This window comes from Nocardiopsis changdeensis (genome assembly GCF_018316655.1).
Lineage (GTDB): Bacteria > Actinomycetota > Actinomycetes > Streptosporangiales > Streptosporangiaceae > Nocardiopsis > Nocardiopsis changdeensis.
Genome location: NZ_CP074133.1, coordinates 2,958,802 through 2,981,738 on the forward strand (window position 1 = coordinate 2,958,802; position 22,937 = coordinate 2,981,738).

Annotated in this window: 19 protein-coding genes; 12 read left to right on the forward strand and 7 right to left on the reverse strand. The window is 75.2% G+C overall.

The window, feature by feature from the left end; translation table 11 throughout:
- The first annotated feature begins 62 nt into the window (after positions 1-62).
- A complete protein-coding gene (locus KGD84_RS13270) occupies positions 63-863 on the forward strand; it encodes an SAM-dependent methyltransferase (protein WP_220560628.1) in 801 nt (266 codons plus the stop codon).
- A 145-nt stretch (positions 864-1,008) separates the two neighbouring features.
- Positions 1,009-1,473 (forward strand): SRPBCC family protein, encoded by a 465-nt coding sequence (locus tag KGD84_RS13275; protein ID WP_220560629.1) that lies wholly within the window; start codon positions 1,009-1,011, stop codon positions 1,471-1,473.
- A gap of 28 nt (positions 1,474-1,501) precedes the next feature.
- Here the strand turns inward: KGD84_RS13275 and KGD84_RS13280 are convergent, their stop codons facing one another.
- On the reverse strand, positions 1,502-2,422 hold the full coding sequence (locus KGD84_RS13280; protein ID WP_220560630.1) for an AraC family transcriptional regulator: 921 nt from the start codon (positions 2,420-2,422) through the stop codon (positions 1,502-1,504).
- A gap of 177 nt (positions 2,423-2,599) precedes the next feature.
- Here KGD84_RS13280 and KGD84_RS13285 point away from each other — a divergent pair, with 177 nt between their 5' ends.
- Positions 2,600-4,057, forward strand: coding sequence for an aldehyde dehydrogenase family protein (locus KGD84_RS13285; protein ID WP_220560631.1), 1,458 nt, complete (start codon positions 2,600-2,602; stop codon positions 4,055-4,057).
- Positions 4,058-4,150: 93 nt separating this feature from the next.
- A complete protein-coding gene (locus KGD84_RS13290) occupies positions 4,151-6,094 on the forward strand; it encodes a primary-amine oxidase (RefSeq protein WP_220560632.1) in 1,944 nt (647 codons plus the stop codon).
- Positions 6,095-6,107: 13 nt separating this feature from the next.
- Here KGD84_RS13290 and KGD84_RS13295 read toward each other — a convergent pair whose 3' ends face one another.
- Complete coding sequence (locus KGD84_RS13295; RefSeq protein WP_220560633.1) at positions 6,108-6,518, reverse strand: arsenate reductase ArsC; 411 nt, start codon at positions 6,516-6,518, stop codon at positions 6,108-6,110.
- A gap of 93 nt (positions 6,519-6,611) precedes the next feature.
- On the opposite strand from KGD84_RS13295, the gene KGD84_RS13300 reads away from it, so the two are divergent.
- Genes KGD84_RS13300 through KGD84_RS13310 form a run of 3 tightly spaced genes read left to right on the forward strand, consistent with a single transcriptional unit; the run spans position 6,612 to position 9,039 of the window.
- Entirely contained in the window at positions 6,612-6,923 is a 312-nt protein-coding gene (locus tag KGD84_RS13300) for an ArsR/SmtB family transcription factor (protein ID WP_220560635.1), read from the forward strand.
- Complete coding sequence (gene arsB, locus KGD84_RS13305; protein ID WP_220560636.1) at positions 6,923-8,002, forward strand: ACR3 family arsenite efflux transporter; 1,080 nt, start codon at positions 6,923-6,925, stop codon at positions 8,000-8,002. Before KGD84_RS13300 ends, arsB begins: the two co-directional genes overlap by 1 nt.
- Entirely contained in the window at positions 7,999-9,039 is a 1,041-nt protein-coding gene (locus KGD84_RS13310) for an ArsO family NAD(P)H-dependent flavin-containing monooxygenase (RefSeq protein ID WP_220560637.1), read from the forward strand. The genes arsB and KGD84_RS13310 overlap by 4 nt, the downstream gene beginning before the upstream one ends.
- A gap of 40 nt (positions 9,040-9,079) precedes the next feature.
- Here KGD84_RS13310 and KGD84_RS13315 read toward each other — a convergent pair whose 3' ends face one another.
- Entirely contained in the window at positions 9,080-10,543 is a 1,464-nt protein-coding gene (locus KGD84_RS13315) for an NAD(P)-binding domain-containing protein (RefSeq protein ID WP_220560638.1), read from the reverse strand.
- Between the two features lie 93 nt (positions 10,544-10,636).
- On the opposite strand from KGD84_RS13315, the gene KGD84_RS13320 reads away from it, so the two are divergent.
- Complete coding sequence (locus KGD84_RS13320; RefSeq protein ID WP_220560639.1) at positions 10,637-11,494, forward strand: helix-turn-helix domain-containing GNAT family N-acetyltransferase; 858 nt, start codon at positions 10,637-10,639, stop codon at positions 11,492-11,494.
- A gap of 15 nt (positions 11,495-11,509) precedes the next feature.
- Here the strand turns inward: KGD84_RS13320 and KGD84_RS33565 are convergent, their stop codons facing one another.
- Positions 11,510-12,661: a helix-turn-helix domain-containing protein gene (locus tag KGD84_RS33565; protein WP_220560640.1), complete on the reverse strand. Its 1,152-nt coding sequence runs from the start codon at positions 12,659-12,661 to the stop codon at positions 11,510-11,512.
- A 215-nt stretch (positions 12,662-12,876) separates the two neighbouring features.
- Between KGD84_RS33565 and KGD84_RS13330 the strand changes: the two genes are divergently transcribed.
- A complete protein-coding gene (locus KGD84_RS13330; protein ID WP_220560641.1) occupies positions 12,877-14,163 on the forward strand; it encodes a M20 family metallo-hydrolase in 1,287 nt (428 codons plus the stop codon).
- Between the two features lie 306 nt (positions 14,164-14,469).
- On the opposite strand, the gene KGD84_RS13335 is transcribed toward KGD84_RS13330, so the two are convergent.
- Entirely contained in the window at positions 14,470-15,804 is a 1,335-nt protein-coding gene (locus KGD84_RS13335; RefSeq protein ID WP_220560642.1) for an MFS transporter, read from the reverse strand.
- A gap of 70 nt (positions 15,805-15,874) precedes the next feature.
- Positions 15,875-17,533 carry an amidohydrolase gene (locus tag KGD84_RS13340; RefSeq protein ID WP_220560643.1) on the reverse strand — a complete coding sequence of 553 codons (1,659 nt, stop codon included), beginning with the start codon at positions 17,531-17,533 and terminating at the stop codon, positions 15,875-15,877.
- A 271-nt stretch (positions 17,534-17,804) separates the two neighbouring features.
- Here KGD84_RS13340 and KGD84_RS13345 point away from each other — a divergent pair, with 271 nt between their 5' ends.
- Complete coding sequence (locus KGD84_RS13345; protein ID WP_220560644.1) at positions 17,805-19,157, forward strand: SLC13 family permease; 1,353 nt, start codon at positions 17,805-17,807, stop codon at positions 19,155-19,157.
- A 71-nt stretch (positions 19,158-19,228) separates the two neighbouring features.
- Here the strand turns inward: KGD84_RS13345 and KGD84_RS13350 are convergent, their stop codons facing one another.
- Positions 19,229-19,936 carry a FadR/GntR family transcriptional regulator gene (locus KGD84_RS13350; protein WP_260697219.1) on the reverse strand — a complete coding sequence of 236 codons (708 nt, stop codon included), beginning with the start codon at positions 19,934-19,936 and terminating at the stop codon, positions 19,229-19,231.
- Between the two features lie 247 nt (positions 19,937-20,183).
- On the opposite strand from KGD84_RS13350, the gene KGD84_RS13355 reads away from it, so the two are divergent.
- A complete protein-coding gene (locus KGD84_RS13355) occupies positions 20,184-21,674 on the forward strand; it encodes a carboxyl transferase domain-containing protein (RefSeq protein ID WP_220560645.1) in 1,491 nt (496 codons plus the stop codon).
- A gap of 46 nt (positions 21,675-21,720) precedes the next feature.
- A complete protein-coding gene (locus KGD84_RS13360) occupies positions 21,721-22,926 on the forward strand; it encodes a CaiB/BaiF CoA transferase family protein (protein ID WP_220560646.1) in 1,206 nt (401 codons plus the stop codon).
- The last annotated feature ends 11 nt before the right edge of the window (positions 22,927-22,937 follow it).

The window sequence follows — 22,937 nt, forward strand, 5'->3', positions numbered from 1 at the left end:
TTACTGGGCGGCATATCGCGCGAACGGCGTCCCGGCGCCGCTCCCGGACAGGAAGAAGGAACGTGACCTCCGATACTCCCCCCAAGATCGACACCACCATCCCCCACAACGCCCGCATCTGGAACTACTGGCTGGGCGGCAAGGACAACTACCCGGTCGACCGCGAGATGGGCGAGCAGATCCGCTCGTTCTTCCCCGAGATCGTGGACAACGCGGTCGCCGACCGGGCCTTCCTGGTCCGCACCGTCACCTATCTCGCCGAGGAGGAGGGGATCCGCCAGTTCCTCGACATCGGCACCGGCCTGCCCACCCACAACAACACCCACGAGGTGGCCCAGGGCATCGCCCCGGACGCGCGCGTGGTCTACGTGGACAACGACCCGCTGGTGCTCGCCCACGCCCGCGCCCTGCTCACCGGGACCGACGAGGGCGTCACCGACTACATCGACGCCGACCTGCGCGACCCCGCGGGCATCCTCGCCAAGGCGGCCCTGACCCTGGACCTGTCGCGTCCGGTCGCGCTGATGCTGCTCGGCGTGGTGAACTTCATCGACGACGACGCCGAGGTCCGGAACGTCCTGGACACCCTGCTGGAGGCCCTGGCCCCGGGCAGCTTCCTGGTGGTCTCCCACCCCGTGGACGACATCGACCGCGAGCGCGCCCACCAGGTCGCCGCCGCCTGGAACGAGAAGGGCACGCCCAAGCTCACCGTCCGCACCGCCAAGGACGTCGAGGCGCTGTTCGACGGCCTGGAGCTGCTGGAGCCGGGCGTGGTCTCCTGCTCGCTGTGGCGCCCCCTGGAGACGGAGATCGGCGAGATGCGCCCGGTCGCCGAGTACGGCGGCGTCGGCCGCAAGAAGTGACCCGCGGCGGTCCCGCCCGCAGGGCGGGACCGCGCACCCGGCCGGGGCCGGGGCGCCCCCGGCGCGGCGGGCCGCCCCCGCCGGGGCCCGGAACCGTCGGTAGGGCGTGGGAGGGTGGCGGGGCACGCACGAACGGGGGAGCGCCATGACCGAGAAGCGCGTCGACCGCGGGGAGCGGCGCATCGCCGCCCCGCCCGGGGACGTCTACCGCGCCCTGCTGGACCCCGCCGCGCTGGAGCGGTGGCTGCCCCCCGAGGGGATGACCGGCCGGATGGAGCACTTCGACCCGCGCCCGGGCGGCGGCTTCCGGCTGACCCTCACCTACCGGGAGCCGGGCCGCGGCAAGACCGACGCGGACACCGACGTCGTCGAGGTGGGCTTCGCCGACCTCGTCCCCGGCGAGCGGGTCGTCCAGAAGGCGGTGTTCGACTCCGACGACCCCGCCTTCGCCGGGACCATGACGATGACCTGGGCGCTCGCCCCCGACGGCGGCGGCACCGTGGTGACCGTCGCCGCCGAGGACGTCCCGCCGGGCATCTCCGCCGAGGACCACGCGGCCGGGCTCGCCTCCTCCCTGGCCCAGCTGGCCGCCTTCGTCGAACCCCGCTGACCCCCGGATCCGGGGCGCCCCCCGGGGCTCAGGGGCGGGCGCGGGCGCGGATCTCCGGGACGGTCTCGCCGAACTCCGCGCGCAGCATCCGCCCCAGGTGGGCGGCGTCCAGCACGCCCCAGCGGGCCGCGATCGCCGCCGCGCCGCGGTCGGCCAGCGCCGGGTCGGCCAGGTCGCGGCGGATGCGGGACAGCCGCTCGCCGCGGATCCACCGGCCCGGGGCGAACCCGCGCTCGGCGCACAGCTTGTACAGGTAGCGGGTCGAGATCCCGTGCGCCCGGGCGACCGACTCCGCCGACAGCCCCGGGTCGGACAGGTTCGCCAGGCAGTACGCCCGGATCCGCTCCCAGGGGTCCTCGTCCTGCGCCGCGGCGGCGGCGTCGGCGAACGCCGCGCACACCAGTGACACCAGCGCCGCCGCCAGGTGGTGGCGGCCGCCCGCGCCCAGGTCGGCCGCGGCCCCGCCGGACACCCCCTGGAACAGCGCGCCCACCACCCCGCCCAGCCCGCGGCCCGCCCGCACCGGGACGGCCGTCCGCCGGCGCAGCACCGCGGCGTGCGCCCCGAACAGGCGCGGCGGCACCCCCATCACGACGGTGTCGTAGGGCTCCCAGAACGGCAGCTCGTAGGGGCGTCCGGTCTCGTAGACCACCAGGTCGCCGGGGGACAGCAGGCACTCGCGCCCGTTCTGCGCCACCCCGGCCCGCCCCGACACGTGCCAGGCGACCTTGAACAGCTCCGGGTCGGTGGAGCTCATGGACGACGGCTCGCGCCGCACCAGCACCGGCGCGGCCGTGATCCGGGTGAGTACCACGTCGTCCACGCGGGTGCTCGCGAACGAGCCCCGGAACGGCCGCTCGTCCGCCCGGCGCATGCGCAGGGGGGCGAACGCCCGGGACGCCTCCGCCTCGAAGCGGTCGAGCCGGTCGGTGGCCTGCGCTCCCTCCACGCCCTGCTCCCTCCCCGCGTCCTGACCGGATGTTAGCCCGGTCACGGAAACCCGGACAAGCACAGGCCGGGCGGAGCGGGCGCCGTGCACGGAACGGCGACCGCCCGTGCGCAGAACGGAGACCAGCTCGCCACCACTGTGCCTAGGCTCACGCCCCAACCGACGAAGGGACGCCCCATGGCCGAGCACCGCCACCCCGACCTGCACACCGACATGCTCATCGACGGCGCCCCGGTCCCCGCCGCCGGACGCGCCGTCCGCGCCACCGTCGACCCCGCCACCGGCGGCGTCATCGCCGAGGTCCCCGAGGCCACCGCCGCCGACGTGGACGCCGCCGTCGCGGCCGCCGCCCGCGCCTTCGGCTCCGACGCCTGGGGCGGCCTGCTCCCGGCGGCCCGCGCCCGCCTGCTGCTGCGCCTGGCCGACCTGCTGGAGGCCGACGCCGAGGCGTTCGCCGCCCTGGAGACCACCGACCAGGGCCAGCCGCTGGCGGTCAGCGCGGGCTTCTCGGTGCCCAACGCCGTGGAGCACCTGCGCTACTACGCAGGCTGGGTCACCAAGATCACCGGCGTCACCGCCCCGCTGTCGGTCCCCGACGTGGACTACCGCACCCGCCGCGAACCCCTGGGCGTCTGCGCGCTCATCACGCCGTGGAACTTCCCGCTCATGATCCTGGTGTGGAAGCTGGCCCCCGCCCTGGCCGCCGGCAACACCGTGGTCGTCAAGCCCGCCGAGCAGACCCCGCTCACCACCCTGCGCCTGGCCGCCCTGGTCCGCGAGGCCGGGTTCCCCGACGGCGTCGTCAACGTCGTCACCGGCGGCCCCGAGGTGGGCCGCGCCCTCGTCGCCCACCCCGACGTCGCCAAGGTGTCCTTCACCGGCTCCACCGAGGTCGGGCGGGAGATCGCCGCCGGGGCCGGGCGCGACCTCAAGCGCGTGTCCCTGGAGCTGGGCGGCAAGGCGCCGTCCATCATCACCGCCGACGCCGACATCGACGCCGCCGTGGCGGGCAACCTCATGGGCGGCCTGCTCAACTCCGGGCAGGTGTGCGCCGCCTACACCCGGTTCTACGTGGACGCCGCCCGCCACGACGAGTTCGCCGAGAAGCTCGCCGCCGGGGCGGCCTCGATGAAGCTCGGCCACGGCCTGGACGGCGCCACCCGGCTGGGGCCGCTGGTCTCCGCCGAGCAGCGCGACCGCGCCGAGGAGTACGTCCGGATCGGCCGGGAGGAGGGCGCCCACCTGCACGACCGCGCACCGCTGGAGGACGGGGACGGGTACTTCGTGCGCCCGGCCGTGTTCTCCGGGGTCACCGACGGCATGCGCATCGCCCGCGAGGAGATCTTCGGCCCGGTCCTGTCGGTGCTGCCCTACGACGACCCCGACGAGCTGGCCGCCCGCGCCAACGACAGCCGGTACGGGCTGGCGGCGGTGATCTGGTCCCGCGACATCGGCACCGCCAACCGGCTGGCCGCCCGGGTCAGGGCCGGGACCGTGTGGATCAACATGCCCCCGATGCTCGACGCCGCCGCGGCCTGGGGAGGGATGAAGGACTCGGGTCTGGGCCGCGAGATGGGCTGGTCCGCCATCGAGGCGTTCACCCAGGTCAAGAGCATCTGGACCAGCCTCGCCTGAGACCCGCGGCAGACCCGCCGCCGGGGCCGGACGCCCCGCCCCCGCGCCCCGACACCGTCCCGTTCCCCTCACCCGGAAGGACCCAGGACCGCCATGAGCGACCACCACCCCCTCGACGCCCTCACCGCGGAGGAGATCACCGCCGCCCGGGATCTGCTGGCCGGTGCCGGGCACCTGACCGACACCACCCGGTTCGTGTACACCGGGCTGGCCGAACCCGCCAAGGAGGTCCTGCTCGCGTACACCCCGGGCGACCCGGTGGAGCGCCGGGTGCGCGTCCTGCTGCTGGACGTGGGCACCGGTACCGCCCGCGACCTCGTCGTCTCCCTCACCCGCGGCCGGGTCGACTCCGAACGGGTCCTGGACCCGGCCGAGGACGGGCAGCCGCCCGTGCTGGACGAGGAGTTCGAGCTGGTCGAGCGGGTCCTGTCCGCCGACGAACGCTGGCTGTCGGCCCTGCGCGACCGCGGCCTGGACCCCGCCACCGTGCGCGTGGCCCCCCTGTCCGCGGGCGTCTACGACGACGAGTACCCCGAGGAGAGGGGTCGCCGCATCCTGCGCGGGCTCGCCTTCGTGCAGGAGCACGCGGCCGACCACGCCTGGGCGCACCCCGTCGACGGCCTGGTCGCCTACGTGGACGTGCTGGCGGGGAGGGTCGACCGGGTGCTGGACTTCGGCCCGGTCCCGGTGCCGTCGGTGTCGGGGAACTACACCGACCCGGCGGTGACCGGACCGCACCGCACCACCCAGCGCCCCATCGAGATCACCCAGCCGCAGGGGCCGAGCTTCACCCTGGAGGGCAACCTGCTCACCTGGGAGAACTGGTCGCTGCGGATCGGGTTCGACGCCCGGGAGGGCCTCGTCCTGCACCGGGTGTCGTTCCACGACCGGGACAGGGGCCGCGACCGGCCGGTCGTGCACCGGGCGTCCATCGCCGAGATGGTCGTCCCCTACGGCGACCCGTCCCCGGTGCGGTCCTGGCAGAACTACTTCGACACCGGCGAGTACATGGTGGGGCGCTACGCCAACGCGCTCCGGCTGGGCTGCGACTGCCTGGGCGAGATCACCTACATGGACGCGGTCATCGCCGACGAGTCCGGCGCGCCCCGGACCCTGCCCAACGCGGTGTGCCTGCACGAGGAGGACTTCGGGGTGCTGTGGAAGCACACCGACCTGTGGGCGGGCTCCTCCGAGACCCGGCGCCAGCGCCGGATGGTGGTCTCGTTCTTCACCACCGTCGGCAACTACGACTACGGCTTCTTCTGGTACCTGTACCTGGACGGCACCATCGAGTTCGAGGCCAAGGCCACCGGCATCGTGTTCACCAGCGCGTACCCGGGCGGGGACTACCCCTACGCCTCCGAGGTCGCCCCGGGGCTGGGCGCGCCGCTGCACCAGCACCTGTTCTGCGCGCGGCTGGACATGAACGTGGACGGGACGACGCACCGGGTGGAGGAGGTGGACGCCGTCCGCGTCCCGGTCGGGCCGGACAACCCGCGCGGCAACGCCTTCGCCCAGAAGCGCACGGTGCTCGCCACCGAACTGGAGGCGCGGCGCGCGGCCGACGCGTCGGTGGACCGGGTCTGGCACATCTCCAACCCGCGGGTGCGCAACCACCTGGGCCGGCCGGTCGCCTACGCCCTGCACCCGGAGGGGAAGCCGGTGCTGCTGGCGGACCCGTCGTCGTCGGTGGCGGCCCGGGCGGCCTTCGCCACCCGCCACCTGTGGGTGACCGCGCACGACGAGGACGAGCGCTACCCGGCGGGCGACCTGGTCAACCGGCACCCGGGCGGGGCGGGTCTGCCCGCGTTCACGGCCGACGACCGGGCCATCGACGGGCGGGACGTCGTGGTGTGGCACACCTTCGGGCTGACCCACGCGCCGCGTCCGGAGGACTGGCCGGTCATGCCGGTGGACCGCACCGGGTTCCGGCTGCGGCCGGTCGGGTTCTTCGACCGCAACCCCACGCTGGACGTCCCGCCGAGCGCCTCCGCGCACTGCGCCGCACAGGACCCGGACGGGGGCCGCTGCCACTGACGCCGGGAGGCGCTCAGCGGGGCAGGAGCTCCCCGATGAGCGCCTCCACGCGTTCGCGGATCCCGTCGCGGATGGGGCGCACCGCGTCCACGCCCCGCCCGGCGGGATCGGGCAGCTCCCAGTCGAGGTAGCGCTTGCCGGGGAAGAAGGGGCAGGTGTCCCCGCAGCCCATGGTGACGCACACGTCGGAGGCCTCGACGGCGTCGGTGGTGAGGAGTTTGGGCCGCTGGCCGGTGATGTCGATGCCGACCTCGGCCATGGCCTCGACCACGGCGGGGTTGAGGGCGTCGGCCGGCGCGGACCCGGCCGAGCGGACCTCGATCCGGCCCTCGGACAGGTGGGCCAGCCAGGCGGCGGCCATCTGGGAGCGGCCCGCGTTGTGCACGCACACGAACAGCACGGACGGCCTGTCGTCGGAGGTCATGGTGGGACTTCCCGTTTCGTCTCGGTGGAGGTCGGCCGGGCCGCCCCCGGGTGTCCGGGGCGGGCGCGTCCGGTGCCGGGATAATATCAGTGCATGCTGATATCAGTCGACGCTGACCTGTTGAAGGCGCTCGCCGACCCCCTGCGGACGCGGATCCTCTCCCTGCTGTCCCGCGAGACCCTGTGCACCACCCACCTCATGGAGGAGACCGGGGCCCGCCAGACCAACCTGTCCAACCACCTGCGCGTCCTGCGCGAGGCGGGTCTGGTGGAGACCGAGCCCTGCGGCCGCTTCACCTACTACCGGTTGGTCCCCGAACGCCTGGAGGCCCTCTCCGCCGACCTGGCGCGGGTGGCCGCCACCGCGCGCGCCACGGGCGCGGCCGACCGGAAGCGGGCCTGTTGATGACACGCCTGGACGGAACCCCGCAGGCCGGGCCGGCCGTCGTCGCGAAGCTCCCCTTCCTTGACCGGTTCCTGGCCGTGTGGATCCTGCTCGCCATGGCCGCCGGGCTGGGGCTGGGCCGCTTGGTCCCCGGCCTGGACGAGGCGCTGGCCGCACTGGAGGTCGGCGGGATCTCGCTGCCCATCGCCCTGGGCCTGCTCGTCATGATGTACCCGGTGCTGGCCAAGGTCCGCTACGACCGCCTCGGCACCGTCACCCGGGACAGGCGCCTGCTCCTCTCGTCCCTGGTGGTCAACTGGGTCGTCGGCCCCGCGGTGATGTTCGCCCTGGCCTGGATCTTCCTGGCGGACCTGCCCGAGTACCGCACCGGGCTGATCATCGTCGGCCTGGCCCGCTGCATCGCCATGGTGATCATCTGGAACGACCTCGCCTGCGGGAACCGGGAGGCCGCCGCCGTCCTGGTCGCGCTGAACTCGGTCTTCCAGGTGCTGGCCTTCGGCCTGCTGGGCTGGTTCTACCTGGACCTGTTGCCCGGGTGGCTGGGCCTGGACACCGGCGGGCTCGACGCCTCCCCGTGGCTGATCGCGCTCAACGTGGTGATCTTCCTCGGCGTCCCGCTGGCGGCCGGGTTCCTCACCCGCCGCGTCGGCGAGAAGCGCATGGGGCGGGAACGCTACGAGTCGGCGTTCCTGCCGCGGATCGGCCCGTGGGCCCTGTACGGGCTGCTGTTCACCATCGTGCTGCTGTTCGCCCTCCAGGGCGACCGGATCATCGAACGGCCGCTGGACGTGGCGCGCATCGCCCTGCCGCTGCTCGCCTACTTCGTCCTCATGTGGTTCGGCACCTTCGCCCTGGGCAGGGCGCTGGGCATGGACTACGGGCGCACCACCACGCTGGCGTTCACCGCCGCGGGCAACAACTTCGAGCTGGCCATCGCGGTGGCCGTGGCGACCTTCGGCGTGGCCTCCGGGCAGGCGCTGGCGGGTGTGGTGGGGCCGCTGATCGAGGTGCCCGTGCTGGTCGGCCTGGTGTACGTGTCCCTCGCCCTGCGCGGGCGCTTCGCCCCGGGGCCCCGATGAGCGCCGCGGACGTGGTGGTCATCGGCGGCGGCCAGGCCGGCCTGGCCGCGGGGTACTTCCTGCGCCGGGCGAAGGCGGACTTCGTGATCCTGGACGCCGCCGGGCGCCCCGGCGGCTCCTGGCCCGAGTACTGGGACTCGCTGAGGCTGTTCTCCCCGGCGGGGCACAGCATGCTGCCCGGCTGGTGGATGCCCGAGGAGCCCGGCCGGGAGTACCCCTCGGCCGCGCACGTCGCGTGGTACCTGTCCGAGTACGAGCGCCGCTACGACCTGCCCGTGCGCCGGCCGGTCCGGGCGGTCGCGGTCGAGCGCGCCGACGGCGCCCTGCGGGTGCGCACCGACCACGGCGACTGGACCGCCCGCCACGTCGTCAGCGCCACCGGCACCTGGCGCGCCCCGTACGTCCCCGACGTGCCCGGCCGGGACGCCTTCGCGGGCCAGCAGCCGCACACGGTGGACTACCGCCGCCCCGAGGCGCTCGCCGGGCGCCGGGTCGCCGTGGTGGGCGGCGGCAACTCGGCGGCGCAGATCCTCGCCGAGCTGTCCCGGGTCGCGGACACCACGTGGGTCACCGCCCGGCCGCCCCGCCTCATGCCCGACGGCCTGGACGGGCGCGCCCTGTTCGCCGGGGCCACCCGCCGGGTGCTCGACGGGACGGCCGAGCGGCCGCCCGGGGACATTGTCATGGTGCCGAGCGTGCGGGAGGCCCGCGACCGCGGAGTCCTCAAGGCCGAGCCGATGTTCGAGCGGCTGACCCGCACCGGCGCGGTCTGGGCGGACGGGACCGCAGCCGACTTCGACGCGGTCCTGTGGTGCACGGGCTTCCGCCCGGTGCTGGACCACCTGGCCCCGCTGGGGGTGCTCGACGACCGGGGCCGGGTCGGGGTCCGGGGCAACCGCTCCCGCGCCGAGCCGCGGCTGCACCTGCTGGGCTACGGCGACTGGACGGGCCCGGTCTCGGCGACGCTCATCGGCGCGGGCCGCACCGCCAAGACCGCCGTCGCCGAGATCGTCCGCTCCCTGGAGCAGGGCCCCTGACCGGGGGCGGCGGTGCGCCGCCCCCGGTCAGGGGCCGGCGTCACGGCAGCCGGTCCGGGTCGGCGGCCCGGGCCGGGCGCGGGGAGTCCCCGCCCCCGCAGCACCCGCCGCCCGCGGAGGCGGTCGGAGCGGCCGTGAGCAGCGGCAGCGGCGAGACGGTCAGCAGGCCGGCGCCGGCCGCCGCCGGGGACGGCCGCTCCGCCTCGGGGGCGGGACCGCAGCAGCCGTCCGCGCCGGCCTTGGTGGCGCCGGGGTCGTCGAACAGGCCCGCGCCGCCGCAGACACCGGTCTCGGGCAGGGTCAGCTCCACGCGGGCGGCGGCCTCGCGGTCCCCGGCCAGGTGGGCGGCGATGCTGCGGACCTGCTCGAACCCGGTCAGGGCCAGGAAGGTGGGGGCGCGCCCGTAGGACTTCATCCCCGCCAGGAAGAACCCCTCCTCCGGGTGGGACAGCTCGGCGGCCCCGTGCGGGTACACCGTCCCGCAGGAGTGCACGTTGGGGTCGATGAGCGGGGCCAGCTCCACCGGCGCCTGGAGGGCGGCGTCCAGGCCGAGGCGGACCTCGGACAGGAAGGACAGGTCGGGGCGGAACCCGGTCAGGGCCACCACCTCGTCGACCGGCTCCAGGGCCCGGCCGCCGTCGTCCACCAGGACGAGGCGGTCCCCGTCCGGGCGCACCTCGGCGGTGCGGAACCCGGTGACCACCTCGATGTGCCCGGCCTCCACTGCGGCCCTGGCGCGCAGGCCCAGGGCGCCGCGCCCGGCGAGCCGGTCGGCGGCCCCGCCGCCGAAGGCGTCGCCCACGGCTCCGCGCCGCAGCACCCACACCGCGCGGGTGCCCGGGACCTCCTCGGCGAGGGCGGCCAGGGCCACCAGCGCCGTCAGCGCCGAGTGCCCCCTGCCGACCACCGCCGTGGTCCGCCCCGCGTGACGGGCCCGCCCGGCCGGGTCGGCGGTGTCGGGGACGCGGTAGGAGACGCGCCCGGCCGCGTCGGCCTCGCCCAGGGCGGGCAGGCCGTCGCCGCCCGCCGGGTTGGGGGAGCCCCAGGTGCCGGAGGCGTCCATGACTGCGCGGGCGAGCAGCCGCTCCTCGCCGCCGGACGTGCGCACGCGGACGGTGAACGGCTGTTCGGCGCGCCCGGAGTCCACGACCCGGTCGCGGCCCAGACGGCTCACCCCGGTCACCTCGGCGCCGAAGCGCACCCGCCCGCCCAGGGCGGCGGCCAGCGGGGCCAGGTAGGAGTCGACCCACTCGGCGCCGGTCGGGTAGCCGCCGTCGGCGGGGCGGGTCCAGCCGGCGGCGGTGAGCAGCTTCTCCGCCGCGGGGGCCACCAGGTCGCGCCACATCGAGAACAGGCGCACGTGCCCCCACTCGGACACGGCGGCCCCGGCCCGGTCGCCGCGCTCCAGCACCACGACCGGCAGGTCGCGCCCCACCAGCTCGGCGGCCGCGGCCAGCCCCACCGGCCCCGCTCCGATCACCACGACGGGAAGACCCTCGTCCATGACACACCCTTTCATCGATCGGTGTCTATGGAGCGAGACTTTATAGATGTACGTCGATGGACGCAACCATAGATCGTGGTCGATAATGAGCGCATGACCGTGACGACCCCGGACTCCCTGTCCGCCCTCGACGCCGAGACCTACGCCGCCTGGTTCGCCTGCCTGGCCGAACCCATGCGCGTCCGGCTGCTCCATGCCATCGCCACGACCCCGGGGTCGGTCGGCGTGGGGGAGTTGGCCGAGATGGTGGACCTGCGCCAGCCCACCGTCTCCCACCACCTGCGCAAGCTCGCCGACGTCGGGTTCGTGACCCTCACCCGGGTGGGCACCTCCACCCGGGTCGCCGTCAACCCCGCCTGCTGCGTCGGCCTGCCGCACGCCGCCGACGCCGTCATGGGCCTGCTGGCCGCCCGCCCCTGCTGCCCCACCGACCTGCCCGGGGACGTCGCCACCCGCCCGATGGCCGACGCCGACCTGGAGCGCGTCCGCGAGATCTACGCCGAGGGCATCGCCACCGGCGACGCCACCTTCGAGACCGAGGCGCCCCCGGTCGACGCCCTGAAGGACAAGTGGCTCCCCGGCCACCGCTGGGTCGCCGAACTCGACGGCGCCGTGGTCGGCTGGGCCGCCGCCGCCCCGGTCTCGGCCCGCGAGGCCTACACGGGGGTCGCCGAGACCTCGGTGTACGTCGCCGGAGCCGCGCGCGGCCGGGGCGTGGGCAAGGCGCTGCTGTACCGGCAGGTCACCGAGGCCGACACCGGGGGGCTGTGGACGCTGCAGACCTCGGTCTTCCCCGAGAACCGCGCCTCGCTGGCCCTGCACCACCAGGCCGGGTTCCGCACCGTCGGGGTGCGCGAGCGCATCGCCCGCCACCACGGCCGCTGGCGCGACACCGTCCTGCTCGAACGCCGCCGCGAGACCGGGGCCGAGTCCCCGGCCTGCGCCTGCTGAGCGCCGCCCGCCCCCTCACCCCCACCCGTCGCCCGGGCGCCGGTCGGAGAACAGCACCAGCGCCCGGGCCGCCTCCACCGGGACGGTCAGGTCCAGCCCCGTCACCTCGCGGAACGCCTGGAGCCGGTTCACCACCGTGTTCCGGTGGCAGTACAGCGACTCCGCGGTCGCCTTGACCGACCCCGTCGCCGTGTAGTGCTCCAGGGTCTCCAGCAGCCGCGCCCGGGCGTCGGGTTCCAGCGCCGCCACCCGCTCCACCGCCTCCCGGCCGAACCCGGGCAGCACCTCCAGCAGCCGGTCCCGGGCCAGCGCGGGCCACACCCCCTCCGCCCGGACGAACCCCCCGCCGGGGCGGGCGTACCCGGCCAGCCGCCGGGCCGCCGCGATCGCCGCGGGCACCTCGGCCAGCCCCCGCACCCCGGGGACCGCGCCCCCCGTCATCCCCTCCAGCGGCAGCGGCCACCGGGCCCGGCCCTCCCGCACCAGCGCCACCCCGTCGTCGAACTCCCACACCAGGCAGCCGTCGCGGGCCGGCCCGCCCAGTTCCGAGCGTCTCCCCGGCCCGGCCCCCGGCCCCGGCGCCGCGAACAGCACCTCGAACACCCCGTCCACGGCCACCCCCAGCACCGGGGCGACCTGCGCCGCCACCTCCGCGGCCCGGTCGCCCGACCCCAGCAGCCGGGACAGCGCCTGGGCCGCCTCGGCCCGCGAGTCCCGCTCCAGCGCCGCCCGCTCCTCCAGGAACGCGGCCTGCACATCGCTGATGTACTGCTCGACGGTGCCGAGGATCTCCTCCACGTGCAGCACCAGGATCTGCGCCGAGTCCGCGCCGCCCGCGCGCACCAGTCCCGCCCACAGCACCCGGAAGTCCAGCCGCACCGCCTCCAGCAGGTCCTCGCGCGCCACCCCCTGCCGGGCCCGCCGCACCCCCAGCCGGGCCGGCAGGTCGCTCAGGTGCCCGGGCAGCGGCAGCCCGGCCAGGCGCCGGGTGAGCATGTCGAAGGTGTCGGTCGCGGTCTGGCGCAGGTCGTCGTCGGGGATCAGCCCGTCGCTGTAGCGCCCCAGCGCCGACAGCCGCCCCAGGAAGTCGGCGACCAGCCCGTCGCGGTCCCGGGCCAGCAGCTCCAGCATCCTCGGCCACGGCTGCGGTCCGTCCGGGTCCACCATGGTCTGCCTCCTCACGGCGTCCTTGGGCGAATACACCGGGAACGATGGTGCCACGGATCGCCCGGTGCCCCCCACCTGCCCCGACGCGGGCCGGTGCGGTCCCACCGTGGTCATGTGCACAGCCGAGCCCGGAAATCTTGGGTGAATGCCGATTGAGCGCGGCCGACCCGCACGCCGAGTATGGGAGCGTCACCACCGGACCCGAGAGGAACCACATGACCGCCCCCGGACGCACCGCCGCCGACACCCGCTTCCTGGAGGACTTCCGCGCCATGAGCGCCTTCGGCGCCACCCCCTCCGGAGGGGTCGACCGGCAGGCCGCCACCGAGCCCGACAACGCCCAGCGCCGCTGGCTGGCCGGGCTGCTGGAGGAGGCCGGCCTGCGGGTGGTGTACGACCGCATCGGCAACCAGTTCGGCCTGCTGGAGCGGGTGCCCGGCGCCCCCTACGTGGTCGTCGGCTCCCACATGGACTCCCAGCCCACGGCCGGCCGCTACGACGGCGCCTACGGCGTGCTGGCCGCGGCCCACGCGGTGCTGCGCGCCGCCGAGCGCGACGCGGCCGAGGGCGCGGAGCCGCCCTACAACCTCGCCGTCGTCAACTGGTTCAACGAGGAGGGCTCGCGGTTCACCCCCTCCATGATGGGCAGCGCCGTGTACACCGGCCGCCTGCCGCTGGAGACCGCGCTGGCCTCCCGCGACCGGGCCGGGACCACGGTCGCGCAGGCACTGGCCCCCACCGGGTTCCTCGGCGACACCGACGGCCCCGAGGCGGTCTTCTGCGCCGAGATCCACGTGGAGCAGGGCCGGGTCCTGGAGAACACCGGCACCACGATCGGCCTGGTCGAGGCCTGCTGGGCGGCCCGCAAGTACCGGGTGACGGTCCGCGGCGACCAGGCGCACTCGGGCGCCACGGTCATGGAGGACCGCCGCGACGCCCTGCTGGGCGCCTCCCTGCTGGTGGTCGCCGCCCGCGAGCTGGCCGACCGCTTCCCCGGCGTGCTGCACACCGCGGTGGGCAGCATGGACGTCTACCCCAACTCCCCGGTCACGGTGGCCTCCCGCGCCGAGCTGCTGCTGGACCTGCGCTCCCACGACGAGGCGGTGCTGGCCGAGGCGGACCGGCTGCTCGCGCAGGAGGTCGCCCGCATCGAGGGCACCGCCCGGGTGGAGATCGACCTCGACCTCTCCCACGCGTGGGGTATCGACCGCTACCAGCCCGAGGGCGTGGAGCTGGCCCGGGGCGCCGCCGAGCGCCTGGGGCTGAGCCACCGCGGCATCCTCACCGTCGCCGGGCACGACTCGATCAACATGAAGGAGCGCGTCCCCACCGTCATGCTCTTCGTGCCCTCCGTCGAGGGCGTCTCGCACAACGAGGGCGAGTACACCCAGGACGACGACATGCTGGCCGGGCTGGACCTGCTCACCGACGTGGTCCGCGGCCTGGGCTCCGGGGCGCTGCCGAGCACCGGGGTCCACGACCCGGCCGCCGTCCGCGCCTGACCCCGCCCCCGCGCATGTGAAGGCCCCGCCCGGGAATCCCGGGTTCCGGTGGGCGCTGCGACACCCCGCCTCTGAAGGGGTGCGACGGACGGCTTCGAGATCCGAGCGAGCCGGAAGCCACCGGGGCGCGGGAAGTTCCACGCCGAGCGCGGGCGCAACCTCGCCCGAACGGGGCTACGGCGACACGCGGGCCGGCCGGATGGCGGGCGCCCTCCCGCGCCCGGCAGGAGCGGACGCGGGAGGGCGCGCAGATGGCCGGGGGCCGGCGGGGACATCCCCGCCGGCCCCCGGCCCGTCCGTACCGGCCTAGCGGACCACGACCTCGTCGCGGACCCGCAGGCGCTCGCCGACCAGGCCGCCGACCGCGGTGATCAGCGCGATCCCCACCAGCAGCAGCGAGGCCACCCACGAGCCGCCGTTCGAGACGTCCAGCAGGGCGGTGGCGGCGAACGGCAGGAAGCCGCTCAGCGCACCGGCCAGGTTGTACGCCAGCGCCACGCCGCTGTAGCGCAGGTGCGCCGGGAACAGCTCGGTGAGCAGCGCGCCCGACACCGCGTAGGCGATCGACAGGATCGCCACGCCCGCGGCCACCGCCAGCACCACGAGCACCGGGGAGCGCGTGTCGATCATCCAGAACACCGGGAAGGCGATGGCCGCCGTGGCCACACCGCCCCACAGCGTCACCCGGCCCGGGCCGATCCGCTCGGCCAGGCGGCCGAACACCAGGATGACCCCGATCTGGGCCACCGCCGCCACCAGGGTGGCGTTGACCATCAGCCCCCGCTCCAGCCCCAGGGTGCCGGTGCCGTAGCTGATCGCGAACGTGGTCATGACGTAGAAGCCGCCCACGCCCAGCAGCGCCGAGGCGATCGCGACCAGCAGCCGCCCCCAGGCCTTGCGGAACACGTCCACGGCCGGGACCTTGGACCGCGCCTCCTGGCGCTCCATCTCCTCGAAGACCGGCGACTCCTCGACCTTGCGGCGGATGTACACGGCCACCAGCAGCAGCGGGAACGCCGCCAGGAACGGCAGGCGCCAGCCCCAGGAGTCGAACTGCTCCGGCGGCAGCGTCAGCACCAGCGCGAACGCGCCCGAGGACAGCAGGGTTCCGACCGGGGAGCCGATCTGCGGCAGCGCCGCGTAACGCCCGCGCTTCTCGGGCGGGGCGTGCTCGACGGCGATGGTCACCGCGCCGCCCCACTCGCCGCCCACAGCGATGCCCTGCACCAGGCGCAGCAGCGCCAGCAGCAGCGGGGCCGCCACGCCGATGGCCGCGAAGTCGGGCAGCACGCCGATGAGGCCGGTCGCCACACCGATGGCGACCACCGTGATCAGCAGCGCGGGACGCCGTCCGATCCGGTCGCCCATCCACCCGAACAGGACGGCGCCCAGCGGGCGGGCCACGAAGCCCACGCCGAAGGTCGCGAACGCGGCCAGGGTGGCCGCCGTCGGGTTCAGCGTCGTGAAGTACAGCCGGTTGAACACCAGGGCGGCCGCGGTGCCGAAGAGGAAGTAGTCGTACCACTCCAGTGCGGTGCCGACGAACGCGGCGAAGGCGATGCGACCGGCCTCCTTGCCGCTCACCACCGGGGCCTTCCCGCCCGGCGGGGCCTCGGGGCCCGTGCGGTCGAGGTCGTTCATGGGGAATTCTCTCCTCTTCGGTGTCCGCGCCGCACCGGCGCGGGGTCTATCAGGGGATGGGAGGGGCGGGTCAGGCGCCGCCGCCGGATGCCGTCGCGGCCAGTCCGGCGAAGGCGTCCGCGCCGTGGACGGCCTCGCCGCCCACGACGGTCGCCAGCACCTCGACGGTGTCGATGCCCCGGTCCGCCGTGTCGACCGGATCGCGGTCCAGGATGACCAGGTCGGCGAGCCCGCCGGGGGACAGCGTGCCCCTGTCGTGCTCATCGTGGCTCGCCCAGGCCGCGTCGACGGTGTAGGCGCGCAGGGCCTGCTCGGCGGTGACCCGCTCGTCGGGGGCGAGGACGGCGCCCCCGCTGCTGAGCCGTTCCACCATCGAGGCCATGCCCGCCAGCGGCGCGCCGGGCGCGACCGGGCGGTCGGAGCTGCCCGGCACCCGGATCCCGTGCTCCAGGAACGACCGGTGCCGGTACAGCCAGCCCACCCGCTCCGGGCCCAGGGACGCCGCCATGGCGTCGCCCACGGTGTACAGGAACCGGGGCTGGGGGACCGGGACCACGCCCAGTTCGGCGAACCGGGCCAGCTGGTCGGGGCGGACCACCCCGGCGTGCTCGATCCGGTGGCGCACGTCCGGGCGCGGCAGCTCCCTGTGCGCCCGCTCGAAGGCGTCCAGCGCCAGGTCCACGGCCTCGTCGCCGATGGCGTGCGCGGCCACCCGCCACCCGGCGCGGTGGGCGGCCACCACCAGGTCGCGCATCTCCTCGGGCGGGTTCTGGAACACGCCGTGCCCGTGTCCGCACAGGGGCTCGGTCACGGCCGCGGTACGGCCGATGAGCGAGCCGTCCAGCCAGATCTTCATGGGGCCCAGGCGCAGCCGGTCGTCGCCGAAGCCGGTGCGCAGCCCCAGGTCGATGCCGACGTCGATGCCGTCGTCGGCGTGCCCGTCCAGCGGGTGCAGGTTGTCGGCGGCCACCATCAGCTCCACGCGGGTGCGCAGGTCGCCGCGTTCACGGGCCAGCTGGTAGGCGGCGGCCTCCACCGGGGTGCGGCCGATCAGCCCGCGCCCGATCCCGGCCTCGACGACGTGGGTGAGGCCCTCGGAGGCGTACACGCGCGAGGCCCGGCCGATCGCGTCGGCCAGGTCGGCGACGGGGTAGGGCATGACCAGGGCGGTGACCAGCTCCTGGGCGCGCTCCTGGAGCAGGCCGGTGGGCGTCCCGTCGCCGTCGCGGACGATCACCCCGCCCTCGGGGTCGCCCACCGCGGCGGAGTCGGCGCCGACCCGGCGCAGCACCGCGCTGCTCACGGTGCACATGTGCCCGGAGCGGTGCTTGAGCCACACCGGGCGGCCGCCCCCGGCCCGGTCCAGGCCGTGCCGGTCGGGGTGCGCGCCCATGGCGGTGTCGTCGTAGCCGGATCCGATGATCCAGGCGTCGGCGGGCAGGTCGGCGGCCCGGCGGGTCACCGCGTCGTAGAGCCCGTCCAGGGTGGTGACGTCCTCCAGGCCCAGCTCGCCCAGGGACTGGCCGAACCACGCCATGTGGTTGTGCGCGTCCCCGAAGCCGGGGACGACCGCGGCGCCGCCGCAGTCGACCACGGCCCGGGCGGGCAGGTCGGCGACGTCCCCGTCGAACCCGAGGACGCGACCGGCGGCGATGCCCACGGCGGTGGCCGCGGGCCGGTCGTCGTCGAGGGTGCGCACGCGCGCGTTGGTGAGCAGGAGGTCGAGCATGCCGGCGGTGTTCTTCCTGGAAGGGAGGGGTGTGACGGATTCCCTCCAGGGTGCCGGGTGGGTGCGCGGGGCCTCAATGACGATCCGCAGCGGATCATCCGCCCCCGGGTGGGCATGTGCACAATCCGGGGCGGGGGCCGCGGCGCCGCGGGTCGGGGGAGTGACGGGGGTGTTTCCGAGGGCTTGACAATTGGCCCATTGGCATATTGGCTAGGCCAGTCGCTCCTATGAGCTGAGTCACACCCCTCCACCGAAGCTCGAATGGCCGGTCATGACACCCCAGCTGCTCACCATTCTCGTGCTCGCGGCGATGTTCGTCGTCGCGACCGTCTTCCCCATCAACATCGGCGCACTCGCCTTCGTCGCCGCCTTCCTCGTCGGCACCCTCGCCCTGTCCATGGAGGCGGGGGAGATCCTCGGCGGCTTCCCGGCCGACCTGTTCCTCACCCTGGTCGGTGTCACCTACCTGTTCGCCATCGCCAAGAACAACGGGACCGTCGACCTCATGGTCCGGGCGGCCACCCGCCTGGTCGGCGGCCGGGTGGTGGCCATCCCCTGGGTGATGTTCGGCATCACCGCCCTGCTCACCGCCGTGGGCGCGCTCAGCCCCGCGGCCGTGGCCATCGTCGCGCCCATCGCCCTGGGCTTCGCCGCCAAGTACCGGATCGACCCCCTGATGATGGGCATGATGGTGATCCACGGGGCACAGGGCGGGGGCTTCTCCCCGGCCAGCGTCTACGGGGTCACGGTCAACACCATCGTGGCGGACAACGGGCTCGACGTACACCCCGTGACCCTGTTCCTGGGCAGCCTGGTCTTCAACCTCGCCATCGCGTTCGTGCTGTTCATCGCCCTGGGCGGCCACCGGCTCGTCGGGGTCAGGGTGGAGCGGTCCGAGAGGGAGGCCGTCGCCGCGGGCGGCGGGGGAGCGGGCGGGGGCGGCGGCACCGCCGTGGCCACCGGCGGCTCCGGCACCGGAGCCGGGGAGTCCGGCACCGGAGCAGGGGAGTCCGGGGCCGCGCCGGCGGTCCGGTTCGACCAGGTCGCCACCCTGCTGGGCATCCTCGCCCTGGGTGTGCTGGCCCTGGGCTTCGGCCTCAACGTCGGGTTCGTCGCCATGACCGTCACGGTCGTCCTGGCGCTCATCTCGCCCCAGGCGCAGAAGAACGCGATCTCCCAGATCAGCTGGCCCACGGTGCTGCTCATCACCGGCATGCTGACCTTCGTCGGCGTCATGGAGAGCGCCGGGACCATCGAGTACGTCGGCCTGGCCGCGGCCGGGCTGGGCGCGGCCCTGCTGGTCGCCCTGGTGCTGTGCTACATCGGCGGCATCGTCTCGGCCTTCGCCTCCTCCACCGCCATCCTGGGCGCCACCATCCCGCTGGCGGTCCCGTTCCTGCTCATGGGGGAGGTGAGCGCGACCGGCGTCATCGTCGCGCTGGCCGTGGCCTCCACGATCGTGGACGTCAGCCCGTTCTCCACCAACGGCGCCCTGGTCCTGGCCAACGCCACCGGGGTGGAGCCGGAGAGGTTCTACCGGCGGATCCTGGTCTACAGCGCCATAGTGGTGGTCCTGGGACCGCTCGTGGCCTGGGGCGTCCTGGTCGTGCCCGGCCTGCTGTGACGCCCGCGGCTCCGGCCGAGCGGTGACGGCCCGGCGCGGGGACCCCGCGCCGGGCCGCCCGCGTCCGGGGCTCAGTTCGCGGCGCGCTCGGGCACGTCGCCCACCTGCGACACCAGCCGCAGGTGGCGGCGCATGGCCTCGGCGGCCATGTCCGGGTCGCCCAGCCGGATCGCCGAGGCGATCTTCTCGTGCCCGGCCAGCGAGTCCTGCGGCCGCCCCGGCTGGGACAGCGACTCCAGGCGGGTCTCGCGGATCATCGGGGCGAGCTCGTTCATCATCCGGGTGAGCAGCCGCGAGCGCGCCGCCTCGGTGATCGCGGCGTGGAACCGCTCGTCGCCCTCCACCCCGCGCCCGCCCGCGCGCAGCTCGGCGCGCATGAGGTCCAGGGCGGCGTCGACGGCGGCGAGGTCGTGCTCGGTGCGGCGCTCGGCGGCCAGCTCGGCGAGCTTGACCTCCAGGGCCTGGCGGGCCTCGATGATCTCCGCCCGCCGGTTGGCGCGGTCGCGCAGCAGGGCCAGCACGCCCTCCTCGGAGGTGGTGCGGCGGATGATCGCGCCGTCGCCGTGGCGCACGTCGATGATCCCCTGCACCTCCAGCGCCACCAGGGCCTGGCTGAGCGAGGCGCGGCTCACGCCCAGGGAGGCGGCCAGTTCCCGCTCGGCGGGCAGGCGGTCGCCGGGGGTCAGGCCGGCCTCGCGCATGTACTCCACCAGCCGTTCCACCAGCTGCTCGTAGAGACGAGGCCGTGCCGGTGGCCGGGGGGTGGGCTTGGTGGGCACGCGGGCGGGCTCCTTCCGGCTCGGGCTGGGCGGACCTCCAGAGTAGTCCGGGAGCGTCGGTGCGGTCGACCGGGCCCGCGGGGGGTTCCCCGCGCGGGAAGGGGATGTCGGCCTTCACAAAGCCGGGGGCGTGTGCCATGCTGACGAAGAGACCCAGTGGCCTAGCCACTGAGCCAATGGAGTGGCCGCTGAACCGACACGGCAGGCCGCCGGGCCACTGGGTCGCCGAACCGATAAGGAGATGCCGATGGCCACCCGGTACGGCGCCCGAGACCTCCTCGACCGGATCCTGGACCCCGGGAGCTTCCGCTCCTGGGACACCACGCCCGTCGACGTGCGCCCCGACCCCTCCTACGCCGCCGACCTCGCCCGCGCACGCGCCGCCTCCGGCTGCGACGAGGCGATCCTGACCGGCGAGGGCCTGCTGCGCGGCCGGCGCGTCGCCGTCGCCGCGGGCGAGTTCGCCTTCCTCGCCGGGTCCGTCGGCGTGGCCGCCGCCGAACGCCTGGTCACCGCCGTCGAACGCGCCACCGCCGCCCGGCTGCCGCTGCTCGTCTCCCCGGCCTCCGGCGGCACCCGCATGCAGGAGGGCACCGTCGCCTTCCTGGCGATGGTCAAGATCGCCGCCGCCATCGCCGCCCACAAGGCCGCCGGGCTGCCCTACCTCGTCTACCTGCGCGACCCCACCACCGGCGGGGTCCTCGCCTCCTGGGGGTCCCTGGGCCACGTCACCGTCGCCGAACCCGGCGCCCTCGTCGGCTTCCTGGGCCCGCGCGTGTACAGCGCCCTGTACGGGGCCGACTTCCCCGAGGGCGTCCAGCGGGCGGAGAACCTCCTCGACCACGGCCTCATCGACGCGGTCCTGCCGCCCGAGGAGCTGCCCGCCATCGCCGACCGCGCCCTCACCGTCCTGCTCGCCCGCGACACCGGCGACGCCCCGCCGCCGCCCGCCGAGCCGGCCGCGGCCACCCCCGCCTGGACCGCCGTCACACGCTCCCGCCGGCCCGGCCGGCCCGGGGTGCGAGCCCTGCTCCGCCACGCCGCCACCGACGTCGTCCGCCTGCGCGGCAGCGGCGAGGGCGAGTCCGACCCCGGCCTGCTGCTGGCACTGGCCCGGTTCGGCGGCTCCTCCTGTGTCCTGCTGGGCCAGGACCGCGACCGCCAGACCCCCGAGCACCCCATGGGCCCGGCCGCCCTGCGCGCCGCCCGCCGCGGCATGCGCCTGGCCGACGAACTGGGCCTGCCCCTGGTCACGGTCATCGACACCCCCGGCGCCGCCCTGTCCAAGGAGGCCGAGGAGCAGGGCATGGCCGGGCAGATCGCCCGCTGCCTCACCGAGATGGCCACCCTGGCCGCGCCCACCCTCGCCCTCCTCCTGGGCCAGGGCACCGGCGGCGGCGCGCTCGCCCTCATCCCCGCCGACCGGGTGCTGTGCGCCCAGAACGCCTGGCTGTCCCCCCTGCCCCCCGAGGGTGCCAGCGCCATCGTGCACCGCACCACGGAGAAGGCCGCCGACCTGGCCCGCGACCAGGGCATCGGCTCCACCGACCTGCGCGCCCACGGCATCGTCGACCGGATCGTCCCCGAGCACGACGACGCCGCCGACGAGCCCGAGGAGTTCTGCCGCCGCGCGGGCCTGGCCCTGCGCCACGAGCTCGCCGCCCTCACCCGCGCCCCGGGCGCCGCCCGGCGCGCCGCCCGGGCCGCCCGCTACCGCCGCCTGGGCCTGCCCTCCTGACGGGCCCGCCTCCCCGCCTCCCGCACACCACCACCGAAGGAGCCACATGGACCGCGAACGAGGACCGCTGCAGGGCACCGTCGTCGTCGACCTGTCCCGCGCCCTGGCCGGGCCGCACGCCGCCATGCTGCTGGGCGACCTGGGCGCCCGCGTCATCAAGGTCGAGCAGCCCGGCACCGGCGACGAGACCCGGGGCTGGGGCCCGCCCTTCGTCGGCCCCGAGGACGAGCGGATCAGCACCTACTTCCTGTCCTGCAACCGCAACAAGGAGTCCATCGAGCTGGACCTGAAGTCCCCCGACGGGGTCGAGCAGCTCACCCGCCTGGTCCGCGCCGCCGACGTGCTCGTGGAGAACTTCCGCCCCGGCGTCCTGGACCGGCTGGGCTTCTCCGCCGAACGCCTGGGCGAGCTCAACCCCCGCCTGGTGGTGTGCTCCATCAGCGGGTTCGGCCACGACGGCCCCGAGGGCGGCCGCGCGGGGTACGACCAGATCGCCCAGGGCGAGGCGGGCCTGATGAGCCTGACCGGCCCCTCCCCGGACGAGCCCACCAAGGTCGGGGTGCCCATCGGCGACCTCCTCGCCGGGATGAACGGCGCCCAGGGGGTGCTGGCCGCGCTCGTGCAGCGCGAGCGCACCGGTACCGGCGCGGTGGTGCGCACCTCGCTGCTGTCCTCGATCGTCGGCGTTCACGCCTTCCAGGGCACCCGCTGGACGGTGGCGGGCGAGGTGCCCCGCGCGATGGGCAACCACCACCCCTCCATCGCGCCCTACGGCGCCTTCGCCTGCGCCGACGGGGTCCTCCAGGTCGCCATCGGCGGCGAGTCGCAATGGTCCAAGTTCGCGGGCCTGCTGGGCCTGGACGCCCAGGACCCCCGGTTCCGCGACAACGCCGCCCGCGTCGTCCACCGGGACGACCTGATCGCCGAGGTCGAGGCGGTGCTGGGCACCGCGCCCCGGGACGAGTGGCTGCGCCGCATCGGGGACATCGGCGTCCCCTGCGGGGCGGTGCGCACCATCGACCAGGTCTACGAGTGGGAGCAGACCCGCTCCCAGGGACTGGTCCTGGACGTGGAGCACCCCGTCCTGGGACGGGTGGAGCTGCCCGGCTCCGCGCTGCGCTTCGCCCCCCACCGCGGGGACGGGGGCGCGCCGCCCGCCGCGGAGGGGCACCTGCCGCCGCCGCTGCTGGGCGAGCACAACGAGCGGATCCGCGCCTGGCTGGACTCCCTGGAGGAGAGCCGCGCCGCCTGACCGCGGCCGCG